The organism is Cupriavidus sp. 05L310 (assembly GCF_056398185.1).
Genome location: NZ_JBFTOX010000061.1, coordinates 25089 through 46209, shown reverse-complemented (window position 1 = coordinate 46209; position 21121 = coordinate 25089). Strand labels below are relative to the sequence as shown.

The 21121-nt window shown below is 59.0% G+C and carries 17 protein-coding genes and 5 pseudogenes; 13 read left to right on the top strand and 9 right to left on the bottom strand.

The window, feature by feature from the left end:
- Window positions 1–479: 479 nt before the first annotated feature.
- Window positions 480–748, bottom strand: a pseudogene (locus AC1DS6_RS33815) (IS66 family transposase); the annotation flags it as partial.
- A 614-nt stretch (window positions 749–1362) separates the two neighbouring features.
- On the opposite strand from AC1DS6_RS33815, the pseudogene AC1DS6_RS33810 reads away from it, so the two are divergent.
- The 3 genes and pseudogenes from AC1DS6_RS33810 (at window position 1363) to AC1DS6_RS33800 (ending at window position 5716) form a co-directional block, all read left to right on the top strand.
- Window positions 1363–1915 (top strand): annotated as a pseudogene (locus AC1DS6_RS33810) (transposase).
- Between the two features lie 1355 nt (window positions 1916–3270).
- Window positions 3271–4299: pseudogene (locus AC1DS6_RS33805) on the top strand (rod shape-determining protein).
- A gap of 229 nt (window positions 4300–4528) precedes the next feature.
- Complete coding sequence (locus AC1DS6_RS33800; RefSeq protein ID WP_441627187.1) at window positions 4529–5716, top strand: hypothetical protein; 1188 nt, start codon at window positions 4529–4531, stop codon at window positions 5714–5716.
- A gap of 317 nt (window positions 5717–6033) precedes the next feature.
- On the opposite strand, the gene AC1DS6_RS33795 is transcribed toward AC1DS6_RS33800, so the two are convergent.
- Window positions 6034–6294, bottom strand: a complete 261-nt coding sequence (locus AC1DS6_RS33795; protein ID WP_441627185.1) for a DUF2188 domain-containing protein — start codon at window positions 6292–6294, stop codon at window positions 6034–6036.
- A 431-nt stretch (window positions 6295–6725) separates the two neighbouring features.
- Between AC1DS6_RS33795 and AC1DS6_RS33790 the strand changes: the two are divergent.
- From AC1DS6_RS33790 to AC1DS6_RS33775, 4 genes and pseudogenes are all read left to right on the top strand, one after another.
- Window positions 6726–6967, top strand: a pseudogene (locus tag AC1DS6_RS33790) (redoxin domain-containing protein); the annotation flags it as partial.
- A gap of 487 nt (window positions 6968–7454) precedes the next feature.
- A complete protein-coding gene (locus AC1DS6_RS33785; protein ID WP_477104077.1) occupies window positions 7455–7871 on the top strand; it encodes an organic hydroperoxide resistance protein in 417 nt (138 codons plus the stop codon).
- A 66-nt stretch (window positions 7872–7937) separates the two neighbouring features.
- Window positions 7938–8492, top strand: a complete 555-nt coding sequence (locus AC1DS6_RS33780) for a thioredoxin family protein (protein WP_477104076.1) — start codon at window positions 7938–7940, stop codon at window positions 8490–8492.
- A gap of 359 nt (window positions 8493–8851) precedes the next feature.
- Window positions 8852–8992 (top strand): epoxide hydrolase N-terminal domain-containing protein, encoded by a 141-nt coding sequence (locus tag AC1DS6_RS33775; protein ID WP_441627179.1) that lies wholly within the window; start codon window positions 8852–8854, stop codon window positions 8990–8992.
- Between the two features lie 347 nt (window positions 8993–9339).
- Here the strand turns inward: AC1DS6_RS33775 and AC1DS6_RS33770 are convergent.
- Together AC1DS6_RS33770 and AC1DS6_RS33765 are read right to left on the bottom strand one after the other, a co-directional pair.
- Window positions 9340–9509 (bottom strand): annotated as a pseudogene (locus AC1DS6_RS33770) (DUF1059 domain-containing protein).
- A gap of 228 nt (window positions 9510–9737) precedes the next feature.
- Window positions 9738–10778 carry a GlxA family transcriptional regulator gene (locus AC1DS6_RS33765; protein WP_441627242.1) on the bottom strand — a complete coding sequence of 347 codons (1041 nt, stop codon included), beginning with the start codon at window positions 10776–10778 and terminating at the stop codon, window positions 9738–9740.
- A 109-nt stretch (window positions 10779–10887) separates the two neighbouring features.
- Between AC1DS6_RS33765 and AC1DS6_RS33760 the strand changes: the two genes are divergently transcribed.
- The 5 genes from AC1DS6_RS33760 to AC1DS6_RS33740 all read left to right on the top strand — a co-directional run bounded on the left by AC1DS6_RS33760 (window position 10888) and on the right by AC1DS6_RS33740 (window position 15077).
- On the top strand, window positions 10888–11421 hold the full coding sequence (locus AC1DS6_RS33760; protein WP_441627177.1) for a tautomerase family protein: 534 nt from the start codon (window positions 10888–10890) through the stop codon (window positions 11419–11421).
- 86 nt (window positions 11422–11507) lie between these two features.
- Window positions 11508–11891 carry a hypothetical protein gene (locus AC1DS6_RS33755; protein ID WP_441627176.1) on the top strand — a complete coding sequence of 128 codons (384 nt, stop codon included), beginning with the start codon at window positions 11508–11510 and terminating at the stop codon, window positions 11889–11891.
- 478 nt (window positions 11892–12369) lie between these two features.
- A complete protein-coding gene (locus AC1DS6_RS33750) occupies window positions 12370–12912 on the top strand; it encodes a MarR family winged helix-turn-helix transcriptional regulator (protein ID WP_477104075.1) in 543 nt (180 codons plus the stop codon).
- A gap of 79 nt (window positions 12913–12991) precedes the next feature.
- Window positions 12992–13984 carry a carbon-nitrogen hydrolase family protein gene (locus AC1DS6_RS33745; protein WP_477104074.1) on the top strand — a complete coding sequence of 331 codons (993 nt, stop codon included), beginning with the start codon at window positions 12992–12994 and terminating at the stop codon, window positions 13982–13984.
- A 37-nt stretch (window positions 13985–14021) separates the two neighbouring features.
- Window positions 14022–15077, top strand: a complete 1056-nt coding sequence (locus tag AC1DS6_RS33740; protein WP_477104073.1) for an alpha/beta fold hydrolase — start codon at window positions 14022–14024, stop codon at window positions 15075–15077.
- 211 nt (window positions 15078–15288) lie between these two features.
- Here the strand turns inward: AC1DS6_RS33740 and AC1DS6_RS33735 are convergent, their stop codons facing one another.
- The 3 genes from AC1DS6_RS33735 to AC1DS6_RS33725 form a co-directional block, all read right to left on the bottom strand.
- Window positions 15289–15411 (bottom strand): hypothetical protein, encoded by a 123-nt coding sequence (locus tag AC1DS6_RS33735; protein WP_477104072.1) that lies wholly within the window; start codon window positions 15409–15411, stop codon window positions 15289–15291.
- A 157-nt stretch (window positions 15412–15568) separates the two neighbouring features.
- Window positions 15569–16009 carry a MarR family winged helix-turn-helix transcriptional regulator gene (locus AC1DS6_RS33730; protein WP_477104071.1) on the bottom strand — a complete coding sequence of 147 codons (441 nt, stop codon included), beginning with the start codon at window positions 16007–16009 and terminating at the stop codon, window positions 15569–15571.
- A gap of 42 nt (window positions 16010–16051) precedes the next feature.
- Window positions 16052–16483, bottom strand: a complete 432-nt coding sequence (locus tag AC1DS6_RS33725) for a DUF6130 family protein (RefSeq protein ID WP_477104070.1) — start codon at window positions 16481–16483, stop codon at window positions 16052–16054.
- Between the two features lie 322 nt (window positions 16484–16805).
- Here AC1DS6_RS33725 and AC1DS6_RS33720 point away from each other — a divergent pair, with 322 nt between their 5' ends.
- The gene (locus AC1DS6_RS33720; RefSeq protein WP_441627165.1) at window positions 16806–17786 is read left to right on the top strand and encodes an alpha/beta fold hydrolase; all 981 of its coding nucleotides are present in this window, start codon (window positions 16806–16808) and stop codon (window positions 17784–17786) included.
- A 262-nt stretch (window positions 17787–18048) separates the two neighbouring features.
- On the opposite strand, the gene AC1DS6_RS33715 is transcribed toward AC1DS6_RS33720, so the two are convergent.
- Window positions 18049–19524 carry an amidase gene (locus AC1DS6_RS33715; protein ID WP_441627163.1) on the bottom strand — a complete coding sequence of 492 codons (1476 nt, stop codon included), beginning with the start codon at window positions 19522–19524 and terminating at the stop codon, window positions 18049–18051.
- 166 nt (window positions 19525–19690) lie between these two features.
- Complete coding sequence (locus AC1DS6_RS33710; RefSeq protein WP_441627161.1) at window positions 19691–21037, bottom strand: MFS transporter; 1347 nt, start codon at window positions 21035–21037, stop codon at window positions 19691–19693.
- Between the last annotated feature and the right edge of the window lie 84 nt (window positions 21038–21121).

The following is a 21121-nucleotide window of genomic DNA, read 5'->3' as shown; positions in this document are numbered from 1 at the left end:
ACCACCACTGCACAGGCTGTGGCTAGCTCAGGGCGCAGGCCGCGGTTAGAGGCTTGTCTGCATAAGCATGTTGCATCAGTTAACCCACTTAAAATGAACCGACCTCCCAGACCTAGTGGCCACGCTCCGATCCAGCGGCGGCGGGAGGGTGAGCCTCACACCCACGGTCGGCCTCGCCGGTTGAACACCGGGGAACATAACAAGGGCAGTGTTAGTCGGTTCAGCAGGCACATCGCAATGACGCGATGAAGACCGACGTCCAAGCCCCGCTATAGTGGGAAGATAATTTGTTTATACAAATGAACGGGTTCATGCATGTGCCTTACGCGCAGAAGCTGACGTCGACGGTTGTAGGTCCTGCCTGGTATGCCCTGACCGGCGATCGTGCTGAGGCGTCCGGCGTCCCATATCTGCGTGGTGCCATGTGTACCTTGCCATGCCCGGTCGCTTCTCCAGATAAAACGGCTCTCGGGATACTGAGCCATACACCCAGCTTCACGCACGGCACCGCCCTCATAGATCTGTCATAGCCGGCAAATGCGTCAGCCTGCAGCGTCCCTTTGAAGCCCTTCAAATGCGCCAGTGGGTGCTCGCCGGAACGACTGGGACTGTATGCGAACCAGGCCGCTGGCGCGTCGCGTGAACCGGCGAGCCGGTGGTCGCGCACGTAGGTCCAGATCCGACCAGTCTTGGTCTTGCCGTTGCCGGGTTCGAACACCGGCACGGGTGTGTCATCGGTGTGGATCTTGTCGACTTGCCTGCCGGCAAGGGGCGGGCCCTGGACCTCAAGCGTCGCTTCATTGATCCGCGTTGCTGCGCACCATCTGGGACGATCCTGTGCGTCCATAAGACGAGCCACTGCGGGACGGAGTCGGCGGCAAGCTGTACTTTTTCCAGCGATGGCGCGGTGCGCGACGCCGAAACGGGATATTTCAAGATCGTGCAGCGCCAGACAGCGGCAAGATCACGTGGCCAGCTGTTCCGGCCTGCCGCCAGATATCGGCAATCGAGCAGCGCGATCCTCCGATATCGCGTAGTAGTACATCCATGCCCTCCCCAGACCAGTAGGCTTCAAGCGATATCTGCTTGGGCGTCCTCAAAAAGTCCGGATAGACACGATCCTAGGGAAGTCACTAATTGGGTTGCCCTCCTGACCATTGCAATCTCATCGCCATTGGTCCGCACAACAGACAAAGAAGCCACACTCAGGCCTGCGTGATCGAATTGCCTATCTTTGAGCCCAATATGGGCGTTGTTGCATAAATCCGGCTGTGCTAGCTGACGTTTACGCGCAACAGCCAAGTTGGCACGTCTGTTAACTTTTCGGGGACTTGCGTAGATTCTCGACTTTTTGCCGAGAAGATGCGCAAGGACGAACACAAGCGAAGCGAGCCGAAAGGTGTCTATCGTGTCAGGAACTGGGCGAGCTACAACGCTGGCTTGATTGCGAGAGGCGACGTGACGATGTGGATTGACGAAAGCGTACTGGGCACGGCGCCCGAGGACACTTCGCCCAGGCGGGGGCGGCCGCACGTCTGCTCGGACGCAGCGAATCAGATGCTGCTTGGACTCAAGCAAGTCTTCCATCTGCCTCTGCGGGCTCTCCAGGGCTTCGCGTGTAGCCTGCGCAAGCTCGCATTCCTCGAGTTGCCGGTACCCAATTACACGACGTTGAGCCGCCGAGCGCAGGAGCTCGCGGTGAAGTTGCCCGCCATGTACAAGGGGAATGGAAGAAGAGCTGCGACTACCACCGTCGCTCGCTGGTCGAGAACCTGATATACGGGCTCAAGACGCTCACGGGCAATCGCCTTTGGGCGCGTGCATCGGCTCGCAAGCAACAGAAGTGGCGATCCGCGCAGGCGTGCTTAACCGCATGGCGGCTCTTGCACGCCCGAAGTCCGTCCGCATCGTCTGAATTTCGGATCACAGGATCCTCTGTGTTTTTAAGTCCGATTTATGCAACAACGCCTCCAATATGTGGAAACATGCAACGGTGTCGATTCTGGCTTTGCTCGCGATCTCAATCGGGAGGGTTAAGGCCGCGGCAGAATCACCTAAGTTGATCGAAAACTCTCTCGGGATGAAGTTCATCTTGGTCCCGTCTGGGGAATTCATGATTGGGTAGTAACGAGTCGTCAGAAGAACTTGCCAAGGCAGTTCCGCAATATGAGTGTGACCGTTTACTGGGAATTGGCTACAAAGCACCGGTGCGCAAGGTTCGCATCACTCGGCAGTTTTACTTGGGGCAACACGAAGTCAGTTTCTTCGAGGAAATTAGACGCGCAAATTTTGTGAAATCTGGGGGAATCGCAAACGCGTCTCGTTAACGATGGGGGGATACGGTGCGCCTTCGGTTTCTTCGAAGAAACTAAGAGCGAGATATATGACAAACGCCAACTGGCGGTGGCGGGAATGTTGCGCCGCTCGCTTTAGGACTTGCTGAACTGCAGACACGAAGGGACGCAACGTCATTGACACCTTCCGAGTCTCCTGGTCAGTGATACCCGCGAGGTGCGTACAAGCTTCAGGCGGAAGCGCGATGCTCACAAGAGTGAACGCAGTTATCAAAATCCAGAAACAGCACCTGGTCCGCCTGTGCCGCCGTCTTCCGAGATCTTCCCATAGTTAACGCTCCAAAAGCACTCGTGCGAACTCCGCTCACTTAATCTCGCTTAATCGGGCTGACTCGTGCGTCGTTCGGTGAGATAAATCATGACGGAATGCTGGTCCGTCATCGACGCATCCAATGCGCGGTACGAGAGTGTGCAATCGGCAGTTAAACATGCGGTGAAAGTCGAGGAGGGCGGTTTTAACGCTGCAGCAGACACGGCTTCGACGACTAGATAGCAGCGCGCAAGGGTAGTCATCTCGGACGCCGCACGTACTTCGCGACGGTGCTGTTTGCACGGGGAGACTGTGAAGCCTAGAGCGGACAGAGTCATAAGGTATCATTCGCTTCCGCTTGACATTCGGGGCTTACCGCCCAGAGTCATGCAAGCCCGGTTCGCGTCACTCGGGGGTATCGAGCCAAGGTGTTTTCCGATTAATCCTTGGAGGTACTTGTGATTCTGGAGTGGTTTTTTACAGGCGATCTAATCAACTTTCTCCTGTGCCACTACACTAGGTGGTCTAAGCTGCCACCGGGGTCGTTGACGGCTCGGACCAGGCTCGACGTGTGACGCTTCCATATCATGCGTGATTTTCAATTGGTTGGCGCCAGAAGTGGCGCCCGCCGTTCTGCATTCCTGCGAATTACCAGAAAGACTCTTGATGTTCGGATTTCTCCGCAGCTACTTCTTCAACGATCTTGCGATCGATCTCGGTACTGCCAACACTCTCATCTACATGCGCGATAAGGGAATCGTCCTGGATGAACCCTCCGTGGTTGCGATCCGCCGGCAGGGTGCTCTCAATCCTCGGAAAACCATCCAGGCGGTCGGCCAGGAAGCCAAACAGATGCTGGGCAAGGTACCGGGAAACACTGAGGCCATCCGTCCGTTGAAAGACGGCGTGATCGCGACTTTACGGTCACGAGCAGATGCTCAAGCAGTTCATCAAGATGGTGCACGACACCAAACTGCTTCGGCCGTCGCCGCGAATCATCATCTGCGTGCCCTGCGGCTCGACCCAGGTCGAGCGCCATGCAATCCGCGAATCCGCACTGGCCGCCGACGCCAGCCAGGTCTACCTGGTCGAAGAACCAATGGCGGCCGCGCTAGGCGCGGGCCTACCGGTGTCAGAGCCGTCCGGCTCGATGGTGGTGGATGTCGGTGGGGGTACGACCGAGGTCAGTATGGATGGTCTATAAGGGCTCCGTACGCGTGGGCGGCGACAGGTTCAATGAAGCCATCGTCAACTACATTCGGCGCAATTACGGCATGCTGATTGGCGAGCGGACCGCCGAGGCCATCGAGAAGGCAATCGGATCGGCCTTCCCAGGCTCCGAAGTCCGCGAAATGGAGGTCAAGGGCCGCAATCTGTCCGAAGGTATCCCGCGCGCATTCACGGTGTCGTCCAACGAAATCCTCGAAGCGCTGACCGATCCGCTTAATCAAATCGTGTCGGCAGTTAAGATCGCGCTCGAACAGATCCCGCCGGAACTCGTTGCCGACATTGCCGAGCGCGGCATGATGCTGACCGGCGGGCGGGGCGTTGCTGCGTGAACTGGATCGCCTCCTGGCAGAGGAAACCGGCCTACCTGTGCTGGTGACCGAAGACCCATTGAGCTGCGTAGTGCGGGGCGCCGGCATGGCGCTCAAACGCAAGGACAAGCTCGGCAGCTTCTTCTCTTACGAGTAACGACTAAGCCGTGAAGCGGTGAATACGTGGCGCTTGATGACGACGCGTAGTCGTATCGGTCCGAAGTTTGACGCAGCGATTTAGTCTAATTCATGGTCCGACTTTACACGACCGCGCCGTCAAATTGAAAATGCTTTGGTAAGCACTCTGTCTTGCGGTCCGAGCCCAGATACGCGGGACATAAATTGTTTCCATGTTTTAATCTAGATTTAAATCAATAAACCACAGTATGGAATTGAAGTCTATTTACCCTTTGTATCGCCTTCCCTCCAGGGGGTTGGTTCTCTTTACCGCTCTCGCGATGGCCCTGGCGGGTTGTGATGGAGGTGGTAACTCTGAAGAGTCCACCGCGGTGATTGGTAATTCAACCACAAAATATCAGCCTGAGAATGCAAATCCAAGCGCAGGTGCGTCCGCCAAATCAGGATTTGATATCCTTGCTAGTCTTGATGCCTTGAAAATTACAACTGGCCCCTTTGCTGGAGCCTATCAAGTTGGCTCTGGAAGTAATTGGCTGAACTGGTATTTTGCAAATATTGGCTTGTTCGGATTCATAAAGGACCGCCAGAATGAGGTGCGGGCTTACATGGATCTGTATATCAAGAATGTCAGTCGCGTGAACTACACAATAAACGACATTAAATTTAACGGGGATTTAAATTCTCCAATACAGTGCCCAGCCGATTCTAACGATTCTTATGCTTCAACATTCTTGTCCCTGGCGGCAGAATATATGAGGGTGACTGGCGACGTCACATGGTTTCGGAACAACTTGTCCATCCTCAAAGCCATCGCCTACGCAAATCTGGCAGTCCCGCAAAAGCCGGGTGGTCTGATTTCTGTATACCGACAAGACTACACACCACCAACCAATACGACACATTGTCCGAGCTTTACTCCATCAAATATTGCTTACACGGAGGACAATACGGAAAATTACCGAGGACTAGTCGATTTTTCGAATGCGCTTAAGGTGCTGGGTGATTCGGACTCGATATATTACAGCCAGGTAGCAAATTCGGTTGCGGTTGGAATTCAGGGGAGATCCAATGGTTCGGCATTTTTTGCCGCGGATTCCGATAGTACTATTAATCCGAATTTCTATCCTGGAACGGTCACGCAAGTATTTCCGCAGCTCAATGAAATTCCCTTATCGTCCGATACTGTTGCGACGCAAAGCCGGTATGATACTGGGTATGCCTATCTGAATGCGCACGCGCCAACCTGGTCCACACAGATCGACCCAAGCGCAAGCTATCCATGGATGCTTTTGGGCTACGTCGCGGCGAAACGAGGGGATACGGCGCGCGCGCAGCAGCAGATGGCATTGCTGCGAGAAAATAGTGGAAAGGCGATCATCAATGAAATCGGCTTTTATAAGCGTATTCTTAATGCAGGCGTTAGCGAGATAAGCTAGCGAACTGGGTGGCACCGTCAACTAGGAACATCGCAGGCGAAGCAAGGCATTGATGTCACTCTGCTCATTAAGCGGCGGATGGATTTTGGGTGAGCTCCGTTAGGCAGGTTTGCCCGGCAATGGGGCTTACTTTCATGGCACTGTTCTGTGGTTTTCGAGAGCTCAGGCGCCAGCGCGGGATGGACGCGCCCGTTCGAAGATTGCCATCCATTCGTCATAGCATTGGGCGATGCGGGAAACGGCGTCCTACTCGTCATCTTCTTTGATTCGTAGTCGGCGATCGCGTCCCAGAAGGAGGCGCCCGACCGGGAAGCCAATCAGCAGCTTTTGCTGATCGTAGAAGGTGCTGCGTGGGAGGCCGGCCACCTCAAGCAGATCCGCGAGTGGTGGCGCACGAGGACTTGGCCCTCCCTGCCAAAGACGACCAACTCGACGCCGGCATGCCGGGCAAGCACTACGCCAAGGGCGATTCTATTCACCAACTCGCTGTGGGGCGAGAGAACGTACTCCGCGACCTCTCGCGTCACGGCCCAACCTTCCCCGTGCGGTGCGACGTGAACATTGGCTTTACCACTCATGGGTGTCTCCCGAAGGTTTGCTCTCCCAGTGTTGGCCGGCCTTCCGGTGTTGAGGATCAGAGATCGTGCGACCGGTGCTCACCATATGCGAGACCAATCACACGGTCCAACCGCTCTGATTTCTATCCGGATTTCGTCCGCAAGTACGCTTTTCGACCGTTGCTGGAAGGCAACAGCAGGGCGAATGATGTTCCGTATTCCTGAGACTACATCGAACTTGCGAATAAAAGCCAGCGGGCGAAACGCCCCACAGGTGCCCTGTTTCGCACTGAAAAGCTATGGTCGCATGAATGATCAGCGCGAGTCGCATGAATGACGATCTTCAACATCCATGGCGAGCATCCCCCTGACGAGATGCAATTAATCGCCAGAAATCTTACCTCAACCTTAAAATGGTGTTTGGCAACACGGGCCACCTGCCAGCGGAGCGCCCGTTGTCGGGCGAGCAGTTGCGGGGCAAGGTCACACTGGTCTACTTCTGGACATACTCCTGCATCAACTGCATTCGCACCCTGCCGTACCTGCGCGCATGGGCGACAAGTACAAGGACCAGGGCCTGACGGTGATCGGCGTGCACACACCCGAGTTCGCCTTCGAGAAGAAGCCCGAAAACGTCCGCCGCGCGATTCCCGATTTCCGCATCGGTTTTCCCGTGGCCATCGACAGCGATTACGACAAGGAGGGAAGGCCGATCATTGATCCGCAGAACAACAAGAAGGCACCGGATCAAGGCGCTGCTACGTCGGTCTGGTGCGCAACGAATCCCAGACTCGACGGCATGGACGGCGTTTACTGCGCCGACTGCGACATTGCCCGTGCACTCCCTCCCGACGATTCGACGGAGCTGCATGGCGTACGTACCCGAGCGACAGACCCCATCGCCGCCGGACGGCTCTGGCAGTTCAGCGAACAGCTGACAGGCGCAAGCATCGACTGAAGGAGCCGGCGGCCTGGAACTTGCCCCCACCGCCACTGCCGCCGGATTTTTGTATGCCTTTGTATCTGGCAGCAAGCGGGATACTTGCCCAGACAGAAGGGCTGTTTCGCGCTACGTGGGGGATACATCGGTCTTCTTTAATCCATAGCGTGGCCCGGCGCCAGACAAGTGCGAAGTAACCGGGACGCGCAATCGAATCCATCTCAGTCCAAGGAGATCCATCATGATCCGTATCGAAAATGTGCTTTACACCGGAAAGGTCCACGTTACTGGCGGCCGCGATGGCCAGGCGCACAGTGACGACGACCGTCTGAACCTTAAGCTGTCGCCCCCTGGCAGCAACGGTCACGGCACGAATCCGGAGCAGTTGTTTGCCGCAGGCTGGTCCGCCTGCTTTATCGGCGCGATGGGCCGTGCCGCCAGTCAGATGAAGATTAAGCTGCCGGCGGACCTGGCACTCGATACCGAAGTGGACCTGGGCACAACCGGCGATGCGTACTTCCTGCAGGCCCGCCTGAATGTCAGCCTGCCAGGCGTGGACCGTGAGGTGGCGCGAGCCGTAGTGGAGGCAGCGCACCAGCTCTGCCCGTATTCGAAAGCGACGCGCGGCAACATCCACGTCGAGCTGAATCTGGTTTGACATGCATCGCGGCCTGCCTGCATCGCCTGGCAGGCCATCGCTTCCAATCTTTCACGTACTCGAACCATGCGCACGTATCTACGCGCCGCCCTGGTGGCCTTGGTCATCGGCGCGGTTTACTTCATTGGGACTGGCGCGCGCACCTTCAGTGCGCCGCCGGCTAACGGCAGTGCCGCGCCCGAGTTCACTGGCATCAGCCAATGGCTGAACTCGCCGCCACTGTCCATGCAGGCCTTGCGCGGCAAGGTAGTGCTGGTGGACTTCTGGACGTACTCCTGCGTGAACTGCATCAACACGCTGCCCTACGTCAAGCAGTGGTACGAGAAGTACAAGGACCGGGGCCTGGTCGTTGTGGGCGTACACACGCCCGAATACACCTTCGAGAAGTCGACGGCCAACGTGCAGGCCGCACTCAGGCGCCTCGACGTCCGCTATCCGGTAGCGCAGGACAACGGGTACGGCACGTGGTCGGCATTCCGCAATGAGTACTGGCCCGCCCTGTACCTGATCGACGCCGACGGCCGCATCGTCTACCAGCACTTCGGCGAAGGCAGCTATGCCGAGACGGAGGCTGTCATCCGGAAACTCCTGGCGGAGCGCAAGCCGTCGCAGCCGGCCTGATGCGAGCAAATCAGGGAGCCCAGTTCACGGGGCCCCAACATCGCTCCGGCCGCTTCGAGGCGGGCGGCAGTTCGGCCATTTAACGGTTATGTCGGGCAGTAAGAGTGGCCGCTTCTTTGACGCAAGCCCACCGACGTGACAGAAGCGCAGTAGCCGACGATGAAGTTGCCTTCAGTGCCGTGTAGGATCAGTCCGAATGTTCGTGTACGGCCGCTGACAAAGACGGCTCGGGCGCACGTCGCCCCGGGTTGCTCAACCACCGGCGGCTCGCAGTAGTGGCTCGGCGTGGGTCCGCTTTGTATTCCAATGTGTCCGCCGCCGCCGCGAGGACAAAAGGTTACAGAAATCCCACCCGACCGATGCATCGCCAATATACGCCTCCGCTGAAATGGGGTTTCTGGCTTCGAAGACAAGGCGTGCAGCTCGCGAAGGTCCAGGCGCTTGTGCGCTACTGGGAGACGGGCTACGACTGGCGCGACTGCAGTGAGAATCCGGCATGAGCTGGATACCAGCGACATCGAGCTCTCACCGTATTACCTCGCCAGCGAAATCCGGGCAATTTATGCCGGCATGATGATCGCAGTGCCGCCCGAGGTGGCAGGCCTATGACCTGCTCACCCCAGCTCAGCTCGGTCGCGAGTTGATCAAGATGGCGACGCACGTTGATCCCCGCGCGATGCGCAAACATGGGTCGACAGCCACGCGCTTGGCTTGGTTGGCTCGGTTTTCATCGCGGTGGCGCCGTTTGTCGCCGAATGGGTGAATCAGCGTATCGCGCGGTCGAGTCAGCAGACCAGCACGGCGGCGCATAGACGTGGCGGTTGGCGGTGCGCCAACCCAGGTTCGTTCAGGCCGGTGGGGAGCCCGCCTTGAGCAATGCCTTTAACGGGGTGTGCAGCTCGGAGGTGTCCTGATGCTGATGCACCGCCACGGCATGCTGGACTCGACTTCGAGTCGTTCGTTTCCACCGTTGACGCTGAGCGCCACGGTGCAGTTGAGGGGCCGCGCTTCCGAGATCGCAACCGAGAGTTGGTAAGACCAATCCCGGCCATGAAGCGCCATGCGCCCACGTCATAGCTCGGACGTTCGGACGTCGGGTCCGCTCAGCAAACGGCCATTCGATTCGTCGCGACGAACATTGCTTCATCGGCCAATCCAGACGGCCAGGCTGTCCATCGATTTGCGCAAACGACTGCTTGCTCGAGCAGATCCAGGGGCATTCGGCCTCAGCGGTTTTCCGGATTGTCAATCAACAATGCCACGCGACTCGCGTTCTATATCGTCCGCGACAGAGGCGCGCGCAAATCGCATTTGATATTCGCTCGGCGAGAGACCGGTCTTGCGCTTGAACAGTTGTCGAAATGTGCTGAGGTCTCCATAGCCGACGCGCTGGCTGACAACATCGAGGCCGATAGGTCTTGACTCCAGCAATTGTTTGGCCACTTCGATGCGCAGGTTCTGCAGATACGCTAATGGCGCAAGGTCTACTGCCTGCTTGAAACGTCGGTTAAGCGTCCGCTCGCTGACAGCGAGCCACGCGGCGAGTTCACTCAGTCGAAACCCCTGATGAAGTGTCGCCTCCATGCGCTGTTGAGCTTGCGCGACGAGCGGATCGGCATGTCCGTGGTCGTCGAGAAGCTTGGCGTAAGAAGCCTGAGAAGTCCGGTTCATGTCGATCAATAGCGACTTGGCGGTCGTCGCGGCAAGTTTCTCACCGGCGAATATTTCGACCAACCGCACGGCGAGGTTGAGATAAGACGTCACTGAACCGCCCGAGATAATGCCATCTTGCCCGGTCAGAACTTCCCGGGCTCGAACTTCGACACGCGGATAGCGTCGGGCAAAGTCAGGCGCTTTGGCCCAGTGTGTCGTGGCGACCCGGCCGTCGAGTAAGCCCGCCTCAGCAAGCAGATAGTTGCCCGTGCAGTATGCGGCCAGCACGGCTCCCGCCTCGCGTTGGCGCCGTAGCGCCGAAGACAGCGCGTTCAACTGCTCCCGGCGGCCGATGAACTCATCCATGTTGGAAAAAAACGGGGCCGTAATCAGAACGGCGTCTGCACGCTTGCGTGGATCGATTTTGCCGTCCACCGCAATGCTCTGGCCCGAAGCAGCCCTGACCGGTTGCCCGTCAAGCGATTCCACGCGCCACGCGAACATGGGTAAAGGGTTGGGCCTACGTGTGCCTTCCCGTGCGCTCAGGTGATTGGCAGCGTTGAGGACGTCGATGGGCCCCGCGACGCCGGATGCCAGAATTCCGTCATAGACCCAGATCCGGATCGTGATCATTTGCGTATGTGTCTGATATTCCTCGAATGATGGCAATACTGCCACTTCCAGATTCTCCCGTAAAGCGCGATGATCGCCAAACCGAAACACATGACGAAGGACTGCGACCATGCCAATGATCGACGCGCTGTGGCCGGACGATGCCTTGACGCCTGAAGCGGAAGCACGTTTGGTTAGAGAACTGACTGACATCCTGATCAAAGCGGAAGGCTATGACCCGGGCAATCCGATTGCGCAGGGAGTCACCGTGCTTCATCTCCATAGACCGGCCGCGGTATTCGTCGGCGGGGAACGCTCGAAGGCACCGCGCTACCGGATCATTCCTTCGGCGCCTGAGGGGCAATACACTGTCGAGTCACGTAGAGCGTTGGTTAAGGCAGTCACAGAAGCGGTAGCCCGCGCCGAGAACCGACCGTTCGAAGAGGTCGCACCGCGCGTCTGGGTTTTCCCGACGGAGATTCCGGACGGTACCTGGGGCAGTCGTGGCGCCATTTACACGCTGCCTGACATTCATGCACTTCTGGCCGGTGAATCCGAACGGAGTGTCGGCGTGGAGCGACTCGCGCGGCGAAGGCGCGAGAAGGCACGAATCGCGCTAGGAGCCGCTGTTGATGCCGCCAGCGCTGGAATTGCCAGGTCTTAGCAGCGTTCCTCGTGATTTGTTCGGCGGGACGGAAGAGGATGCCCGTGTTCGCTGACAACGTTCATACAATCGATTGAGTACCGAACATGAAATTCAACGATACAGCGCCAGTCTTGGCTCCTGTCGGCGGCCCGCCGTTCTGGCTGGCCAGGTTAGCCGAAAATGCGACGCTTGAGGCGACCGTCCTGAAGCGTCCGGTCGAAGGGCGGGCTGACATCCTGTCGGTGATCAAGCACGCAGTCTCGCTCTACGAGTTCCAGCATCACAGCTACAAGGGCGAGACAGGCAACGGACGATACATGGAGTCCTACCGCTCGCAGATTCAGGGCATGCCAATCGAGACTCTACTCGTGGAGCACCTGAACGAACAGGGTGAGGCTGACTCCGTGGTGATCAACCATCGTCCGCTGAATGCCGCGATGCTGTTTTTCGAAACTGATTTGGGAGCGGGTCGACGAGCGGTTCCGTGACCTCTATCTGACCGGACCGGAAGCCGACGCCGTGAATGCAGCCTCGGGTTCGAGTTGATCGTTTCGGCGCGGAATTTATCAATTCTTCCGGAGTATTGACCACTTTTGAATGACTGTTCTCCCTCGATTCGATGTCCCATCGGGCCAGTAGCGCGCCGGACCACTACGGGCGTGCAGGCCCAGAGCGACAACCAGGCTTCAGGGCGAGCATCGACGTCCACGACTCGATCAACGCCAATGTACTGCGAGGGCGGTTGCACATCCTGATCGTCGACTGGCCTGGCGGCGCGCGGTTGAGACAAGAGCGGGTTTACCGTGTGCGCCGACACGGTTCTCCTTGCATCGCAATGTATCTGCTGCGCGCTCTGATACGTGCACTCACAGAAACCATTTTTCCCAGACATATCCCGGATTCGCCGGCGCGCTCAAATACGTCCATACGGTGGTGAGTCCGCACAGCAATGTAGATACCTCGATCATGCTCGCTCAAACGGATGAATCGCTGGCAGTCTGGAATTTGTCCTTCAATGTACTGCATATGCGGCATAAGCCGAGCATGACGTTAGACATTCAGCACAAAGCAGGTAATGACGTGAGCAGCGAGATCGCGCAGAACTGCCTGCTGACGCGTACGCGGCAGATTTCGCGGGTCTTGACAGCGATTTACGACGACGCGCTACGGCCGTTCGGCATCAACGCCCCTCAGCTCAGCCTGCTCGTGCTTATCGCGGAGCATGAACCACTCAGCCGTTCGGATCTCGGTCGCAAGAACCATCATGACCGGTCGACGCTTACAAGGATTTTGCAACCCCTGATCTCGCAGGGGTGGGTCGCCGAAGGCTTCCCCGGAGGCGATGGCCGCAGTCGCCCCCTTTCGCTCACGGAACAAGGCAGAGCATTGCTTAGCAGCGCTGCGTCCGCATGGTCGACTGCGCAGACAAAAGCGAGAGCCCTGCTGGGAGAGGCTGGGGCCGACGCGCTAATGGGCATCGCGGGCGAGTTGCCGCGCCGCACGATTTGATTTTTCTATTCTCAAAGTTGCATATGCAACACCACCAGGGGCGCCTGTGTGCCCGTCTTTATCAGTCAAGGAGTTTGCAATGAAAGTCGTCAAAGCCGCCGCAGTCCAGATCAGCCCTGTCCTCTACAGCCGTGAGGCAACCGTCGAGAAAGTCGTGCAGAAGATCCACGAGCTTGGTGAGAAGGGGGTGCAGTTCGCCACCTTCCCGGAAACCGTGGTGCCTTACTACCCGTATTTTTCCGCGGTCCAGACGGGCATTCAGCTTCTGTCCGGAAATGAGCAGTTGAGGCTGCTTGAGCAGTCCGTGACGGTGCCGTCCCCCGCCACCGACGCAATCGGCGAGGCAGCTCGCAAGGCGCGCATGGTGGTGTCCATCGGCGTGAATGAGCGTGACGGCGGCACCATTTACAACACGCAACTGCTCTTCGACGCAGACGGCACCTTAATCCAGCGCCGCCGCAAGATCACGCCCACGCATTTCGAACGCATGATCTGGGGCCAGGGCGACGGGTCGGGCCTGCGCGCCGTCGACAGCAAGGTCGGCCGCATTGGCCAACTCGCATGTTTTGAGCACAACAACCCGCTCGCGCGCTACGCGATGATTGCCGACGGCGAGCAGATCCATTCGGCCATGTATCCGGGGTCTGCCTTCGGCGAAGGGTTTGCCCAAAGGATGGAAATCAATATCCGCCAGCATGCGCTGGAGTCCGGCTGCTTCGTCGTGAACGCAACGGCCTGGCTGGACGCCGACCAGCAGGCGCAGATCATGAAGGACACGGGCTGCGCGATCGGTCCGATCTCGGGCGGTTGCTTGACCACCATCGTGACACCGGAGGGCATGCTGCTGGGCGAACCTATCCGCTCGGGTGAGGGCGAGGTCATCGCCGATCTTGATTTCTCGTTGATCGACCGACGCAAGGCCTTGATGGACTCGGCCGGCCACTACAACCGGCCAGAGCTGCTCAGTCTCCTGATCGACCGTACGCCCACCGCGCACGTTCACGAACGCGCTGGGCATGCCGTGCCGAGCGCGGAGCAAGGCCCGGAGGATCCGCGCGCCACAGTTGCTTGAGCCCGTTCAGCTAGCCCTATACATCATGGAGATTTCTTTGAACTCGATTGTCAGGATTGGCACTGCGGCCGCTGCATTTGCTGCTCTCATGGTGGCCGCCTCCCCAGGTTACGCAGGGGCGACCTCCAAAGCTCACACGGATGCGGCGGCCGTTCAGAAGACCACCGCCGCAAAGGTTGCCGACGTGTCAGATGCGGCGCTGGTGAAGTCGTTGCCGGGATTCAGGAACGGCTACGCCGAGGTAAACGGTGTACGGCTGCACTACGTCGTCGGCGGCAAGGGCGAGCCGCTCGTGTTGCTGCCGGGCTGGCCTGAGACCTGGTGGACCTTCCACAAGATCATGCCGACGCTCGCCGAGCATCATACCGTCATCGCCGTGGACTTGCGCGGCATGGGCGCATCGTCGAAGCCCGCCGAAGGCTACGACAAGAAGACCATGGCACGGGACATTCACGAGCTGGTGAAATCGCTGGGCTATGACAAGGCCAGTGTCGCAGGTCATGACATTGGCTCTGCGGTGGCCTTCGCGTATGCGGCGAACTATCCCCAGGCCATCGACAAGCTGGTGATGCTGGAGCTGCCGCACCCGGACGAGAGCCTGTTGTCGTTCCAGCTTCTACCCGCGCACAACACCTTCGGCGACAAGCTCGACTTCGCCCATCCGTATCTCTGGTGGTTTGCCTTCAACCAGGTCAAAGGGCTGCCGGAGAAGCTGCTCGCCGGTCGTATCCGGGTCGAGCAGGATTGGCTCTTCAAGTACTTCCTGGTGGACGAGGGTGCGATCGACGCGCGGGACCGAGCCGTATATGAGCGCGCGTACAACAGTGCCGACGCCATTCGTGCAAGCAACGCGTGGTATCAGGCCTTCACGCAGGACGTGGTAGACAACAAAGGTTACGGCAAGCTCGAGATGCCGGTTCTGGCGATGGGTGGCCCGGCCTACCGATGGATGAAGAAGGTCATTGGACAGAAGGTGTCGAACCTGACTACTGTGAATCTGGAGGGCACGGGCCACTTCGTTCAGGAAGAGCGCCCCGAACTCGTCGCCAGGACGATGGTGGACTTCCTGCAGACCATCGGACCGGCGACCTGAGAGACCCCAACACGTAGTGCTCCGCCAGTGACGGCATGATCTTGTGGAAGGTCCACCACGTCTCCGGCCAGCCTGGCAGCAATACCAGCGGCTCGCCCTTGCCGCCTATGACGTAGTGCAGCCGGACGCCGTTGACGTCGGCATAGGCGTTGCGGAATCCGGGCAGCGACTTCACGAGCGTTGTGTCGGACACATCGGTGTGCGAGGCAATTCATTGCCGGGCGTTTTCTGTGCCGGCATGTGCATTGGCTGCCAGCGCAGTGCCGGGCAGGGCGAGGATCAGGCTGGTGGCGAGGGCCGCCCCAGCCGCAATGCGGGTAACGATGGTCTTCAAGATGCGTCCCCTGATACTCATGCGGCGGCGCGCGGTTTGCTCAGCACGGCTGCGGCTTCTACGATGGTCATGGCAAATCTCCTTCTAATTGGATGCGGCATCGTGCGCCGCGATGGTGTTGCGTATGCAACATGAACTGCAAAAAAAGACGGCGCGATCAGGCGCCTCGTTTCGGCAACTCCTTGGCGATGCCCATGATGGTGCCGGCGCCTTGTTCGCCGACCAGCGCTCTGGCCTGGGCCTGCGCCGTCGACCACGCAGGGGCGGCCTTGCGCAGCAATGCCTTTCCCTGCGCGGTGACGGTCAGCGGCCGAGTGCGGCCATCCTTCTCCGGCGCGCCTTCGACGAGCCATCCCTGCGCCAGCAGCGGTTGCAGGTTCCGCGTCAGCGTCGAGCGCTCATGGTGGTTGCGCCGCCCGAGGTCGGCGCGGCTGATCGGGCCCAGCTCATGCACCATCACCAACAGCGTGAACTGCGGTGCATTGATGCCAATTGGCCGCAACGCATCGTCATAGACGGCGGTCAGCACCCGGGAGATCTGCCGGGTGCGCGTCAGGAGGCAGTTACGGAGCATCTCGCTGCCCATCGTGTCGGCCATCTTTTTCCGTGCTGCCGGACTCATATCAGGCAATCCATCGCATCAACGCTTCACGTCCGGCACCGTGACCGGGACGACTTCGCTGGCGAGGATCTTGTGGCTTGGGTCGGCCAGCTCGAGCTTCAGCTTGTGCGGACCGGGTGCAAGGCCTACCACGATGACAGGGTCCTCGCTGGTATGGGCCCAGGTGGCGGGTCCGTTATCGACTGTCACATGCAGGTGCCCGATACGCGGCGAGAGTTCAACGGCCGTCTTGCCGAAAACCGGCATGACGCGGAAATTCTCGGTCCGGAACTGCACGATCACCACCCCCCGGGCCAACGGCTCGGGCAGCGGCGAGTAGGGGATCAGCTTCGGCGGCGGCTCGGAATTGAGCGGAAGTATCGCAGGTGGCGTCTGCGCGAGAGCACTTGCGCAGAGTGCTACCCCAGCCGTGGCCAAGGAGAGTTGTTTGAGTAGAAATCGGGAGCCCATGGTTTTGTCCTTTTTGTCGCAGGCGGTTGCTCGACGCACGAATTCACCTGGATTCACGCGTAAGTACAGAATAGACACGCGATGAAGAAAGGGAGTGGTCTCGTTACAACGACAGCATGACTGCCTGCGAGACGAAGTTTGCGCAATGAAAGCCCCTGCCGCCAGTGGCCGCGTGTATGGGAATGTATTGGGAAGGAAAGCGGATACGTGGCCGTACAAAACTGCGCCGGGCCCGCCACAGGGCAGATACATGCCTGACCTTAAATGTTGCATATACAACGAGAGCGCTCTTGTATTTCTTAAGATCAACGAGGTGAAAGACATGATGAACCAATCCAAAAAGCGCCGACTGCTTGCCGCAGGCGCCGTTGGCGCCATCGGCGCCGTCGCAGTGGCACTGATGGCCGGTTGCGCGAGCATCGGGCATACGACGAAAGCGGAGCCCGAGATCGGGTATTTGCAGATCAATCCCGATATGAAGGTCAGGCGCCTGGTTGTGCACAACACCACGCCGAAAGGCACCGTGCTGTTCCTGCATGGATTCCCGGAGACGATCTACGCTTGGAAAGATATTTCTACGGAGTTGAGCAAGGACTACGAGATCCATGCCTTTGACTGGCCGGGTTACGGCGATTCGTCGCGGCCTTCCGCGGACAAGTTCTCCTATGCGCCGCGTGATTACGCCAAGGTGCTGAAAGACTACATCGAACAGGCTGGGATCGACAAACAGAATCTGGTGATCTATGCGACCGACATTGGCGCGTTGCCCGCCTTGCTCTCGGCCATCGACGATCCCGCGATTGCGAAGCGCATCATCGTTGGCGACTTCGCGCCGTTCAACCGACCGCAATATATGCAGGAGCGACTGCAAGGCCTGAAGGAGCCGAAGTCGGCGGAAGCGGTGCGGGCGGCGTTCAACAAGACGCGCGACGAGATTCTGCAGAATGCCTTCACGCGCGGCTTGCCCGCGGCGTCGCACTATGAGGTGCCACCGGAATTGAAGGCTGATATGGCGCGTGGCTGGCCAAACGGAACACTGACGACCGCCGATGCCTTCTATCACTACTATTCGCACTTCACCCGCGACGAGGACTATTTCGAAAAAAATCTGGCGAAGCTGAAGACGCCCGTCAAGGTGATTTGGGGAGAGCAGGACATCTATGTCCGGAAAGAGATGGGCGAGGAACTGGCGAAGCGCGCCAACCTAGATTTCGAAGTGCTGCCGAACATTGGCCACTATCCACACCTGCAAAGCAAGGAAACGACCATCGCGGAGGTGCGTAGCGCGTTCGATGGCAAGTAATGGCAAGTAAAGGTCGACCAGCCGCCGGGCGCGTTTGATCCGGCGGCTTTGCCAAGTCGTGCGTCGTCGATAAGCGCGGCAGTTCGTTCCGTTGCGCCCTCGTCGGGTGCGAAACGCACGTGACGCAGCCTCAGCGGGCGCGGACCCACGCGCAGGCCGATCGCTTTCACCGATCGCTTCCACCGTTCGCCGGTGCTGTCCAGACACGGGAATCGGATTTCCCGCGTGCAAGTCACTCTGCCAGATGCAGACTGGATAGCTGCTACGTCCTCTCATTGACGATTGACCCTGCCCATACTGGTGGCCGCTGTCCGCGCCAGGGACATGCCGTTTCCAATTGTGCGGCCAGACGGAACAGCGTGTCCTCCCGCCCGAAGCCAGACATAAAATGCGACCCGATTGGCAGACCTGTTTGGGGGTCGATGGAAAGCGGCACTGACATTGCTGGCGTTCCGGTCACGTTCGATAACGCGGTAAACGGTGACTGGCTAAAAACGTGCGCGATCCAGCCAAGCCCATCGACGGATGTTTCTACCCCGTTGTATTCACCAATCCGAGGCGGAAGTCCGGGTAGCGTCGGTGTCAGCAGAATGTCGTAGTCGCCGAAGAACCGCCCCAGCGCCCGTGTGACCGTATTCCTGACCTGCAATGCCGACAGGAGGTCTACGGCGCCAATCTCAATGCCGTATCGATAGAGCGCGAGCGTTGCAGGTTCGAGGTGTTTTTCATCCACCGTTCGTCCGGTGGATGCGGCAATGCCGTTGATCCGGAGCGCCGCGTTGGCAGCCCAGATTTGCGCATTGCATAGCACAAAGGCGTCCCAGCTCACACCCAAATCTGGCGCTACTTCATGGACATGATGACCCAGGGACTCAAGTGTCCTGGCCACCTTGCTCAAGGCATCAGCAACCCCCGTGTCGGTACGCGCGGCATTGAATGGATTCATCATGAACCCGATCTTCAGATTTCCCGGCTGCTGCCGGATCTCCGACAGATAGCTGGCTTTGGGCGGGGCAATGTAGTAGGGCTCGCCCACGCCGCCGCCGTGGATGCCATCAAGCAGCGCCGCACTGTCGCGCACAGTTCGGCTCACGGCAAAATGCACGCCCAGACCATTCCATACTTCGTCCACGTAGGGCCCGTTCGACACGCGTCCCCTGGTCGGCTTCAGACCGAAGAGCCCGTTGCAGGAGGCCGGCACCCGTATCGATCCGCCTCCGTCCGTCGCATGCGCAATGGGAACGATACCGGCGGCCACCGCCGCTCCCGCACCGCCGCTCGATCCGCCCGCGCCATGTTGCAGACTCCAGGGGTTCCTCGTCGGGCCGTACAGCACGGGTTCCGTCGTCGTGCTGACCGCCAGTTCCGGCATGGTTGTTCGCCCAAGCGTGATCAGGCCTGCCTGACGGAAACTCGTCATCACGTACGAGTCTTCCTTTGCGACGGTTCCCATCGCCAAACGACTGCACATTTCGCTCCTGCGTCCCCGCATGGCAACGCCAAGATCCTTGAGGAGAAACGGCACGCCGCCGAGCGGTCTCGGATCGGCGCTCACGATGCCAGCTGACTGTATCTCCACCTCTTCGGGCCAATAATCGAGCACAGCGTTTACCTGGGGATTGACCGCCTTGATGGCAGCCAATGCGGCCTGCGCTACTTCCATTGCGGTCACTTCTCGCGTGGCGATGAGGTGATGCAGGCCCATGCCGTCAAGGGCGGTGTATTCGGCGAGCTTCATTTGGACGTTCTCTTTCAGCGACACATTGGGAGGGCGCGCATCGCAAGGGCTGCGCGCCTGTCTGGTCTGACCGCAGGCAATGGAGGACGTTCGTCCCGCATCGCACTCCCCGGCGGCTTCATAGTTGAGTGACTACTGGCATGCGCGATCACTGGCCAGAGGAGATTTACTTCGCTTGATGCACGCTGGCCGGCATGGGCGACTCGTGGCGAAGCGCGGTATCGGCCCTGGGCTTCAGGCGCAGGAACAGGATGATGAACGCGCACATCGGCAACAGCGCTGCCATCAGCAGGAACCCAGGGTAGATGCTGCCGGTCACGGATTTCGACCAACCGATGATGCTTGGGCCGAAGAAGCCGCCAGACAGGCCAATCGTATTGATCAGGGCAATGGCTCCCGCTCGTGCGTCGCCCTTGATGTACGCGGGCGGAACGGCCCAGAAGACGATGTTGGCCATCCACATCAGGCCGGTAGCGACGGTAACGCATACCAGTGTCACTGCGAGATTTCCGTCGGCAAGGTACCAGCCAATGAAGCAAAGACTGCTTATGGCGGCCGGCACGGCGATGTGAATTCGACGCTCCTGACGCCTGTCGGAGCTACGGCCACCGAAGAAGATGGCAAACGCCGCAGCCACATAAGGAATGGCCGCATACCATCCGAGCGTCTGTGTGTTGGTGACACCGGCGGATCTGATGATCGTCGGCAGCCAGAAGCTCAAGGCGTAGATCGGCGCGATGATGCACAGATAGGCAGCCGCCAGGATATACACCTTGGGATCACGCAGTACCGTGAGGAACGATTCGTGCCGCCGGTCCGCAGCCGTGTTCGTTTCCGCGGCCAGTGCGCGTTTCTCCGCGTCGTTGAGCCATTTCGCATTGGATGGATCATCGACAAGCAGGAAGTAGGCCGCGACGCCAAGCACAAGGGTGGGGGCGCCTTCAATGAGAAACATCCATTGCCATCCGGCGAGGTTCGCCGTACCGGCGAAAGCCGTCATGATCCACGCCGACAGCGGCCCGCCAACAATTCCGCTGAAAGGGCCCGCAAGCCAAACCATCGAAATTGCGCCGGCAATGCGGCTCGGACCATACCAGCGCGACAGGTAGAACAGGACGCCCGGCGCGAAGCCGGCTTCGAAGACGCCCAGCAGAAAGCGCAGGGCGTAGAACACCGGGACGCTATTGACGAACACCATACACATCGAGGTAATACCCCAGAGCACCATGATGCGGCTAAAGGTAAGCCGGGCGCCAACCCTGGGCAGCAAGAGATTGCTTGGCACCTCGAACAGGACATAGCCCACGAAAAATATTCCGGCCCCGATGCCGTAGGCGGCGTCGGAGAAGCCGAGGTCGCTCTGCATCTGAAGCTTTGCAAAGCCTACGTTGACTCTGTCCAGATAGGCGAACATGAAGCCAATGAACAGCAGTGGCAGCAGGCGTAGATCTACCTTTCGATAGAGGGACGCACCGTCCGTCCCGCGCCATGAAATTTGGTCTTTCTGAGACATAGACCTCTCCTTTGGTTGGTGTGTATAGCGTCGCCCCGGCGCGCATCGGCGCCGGGAGGTGTGGTCGAAATGGTTCTGGCGTCA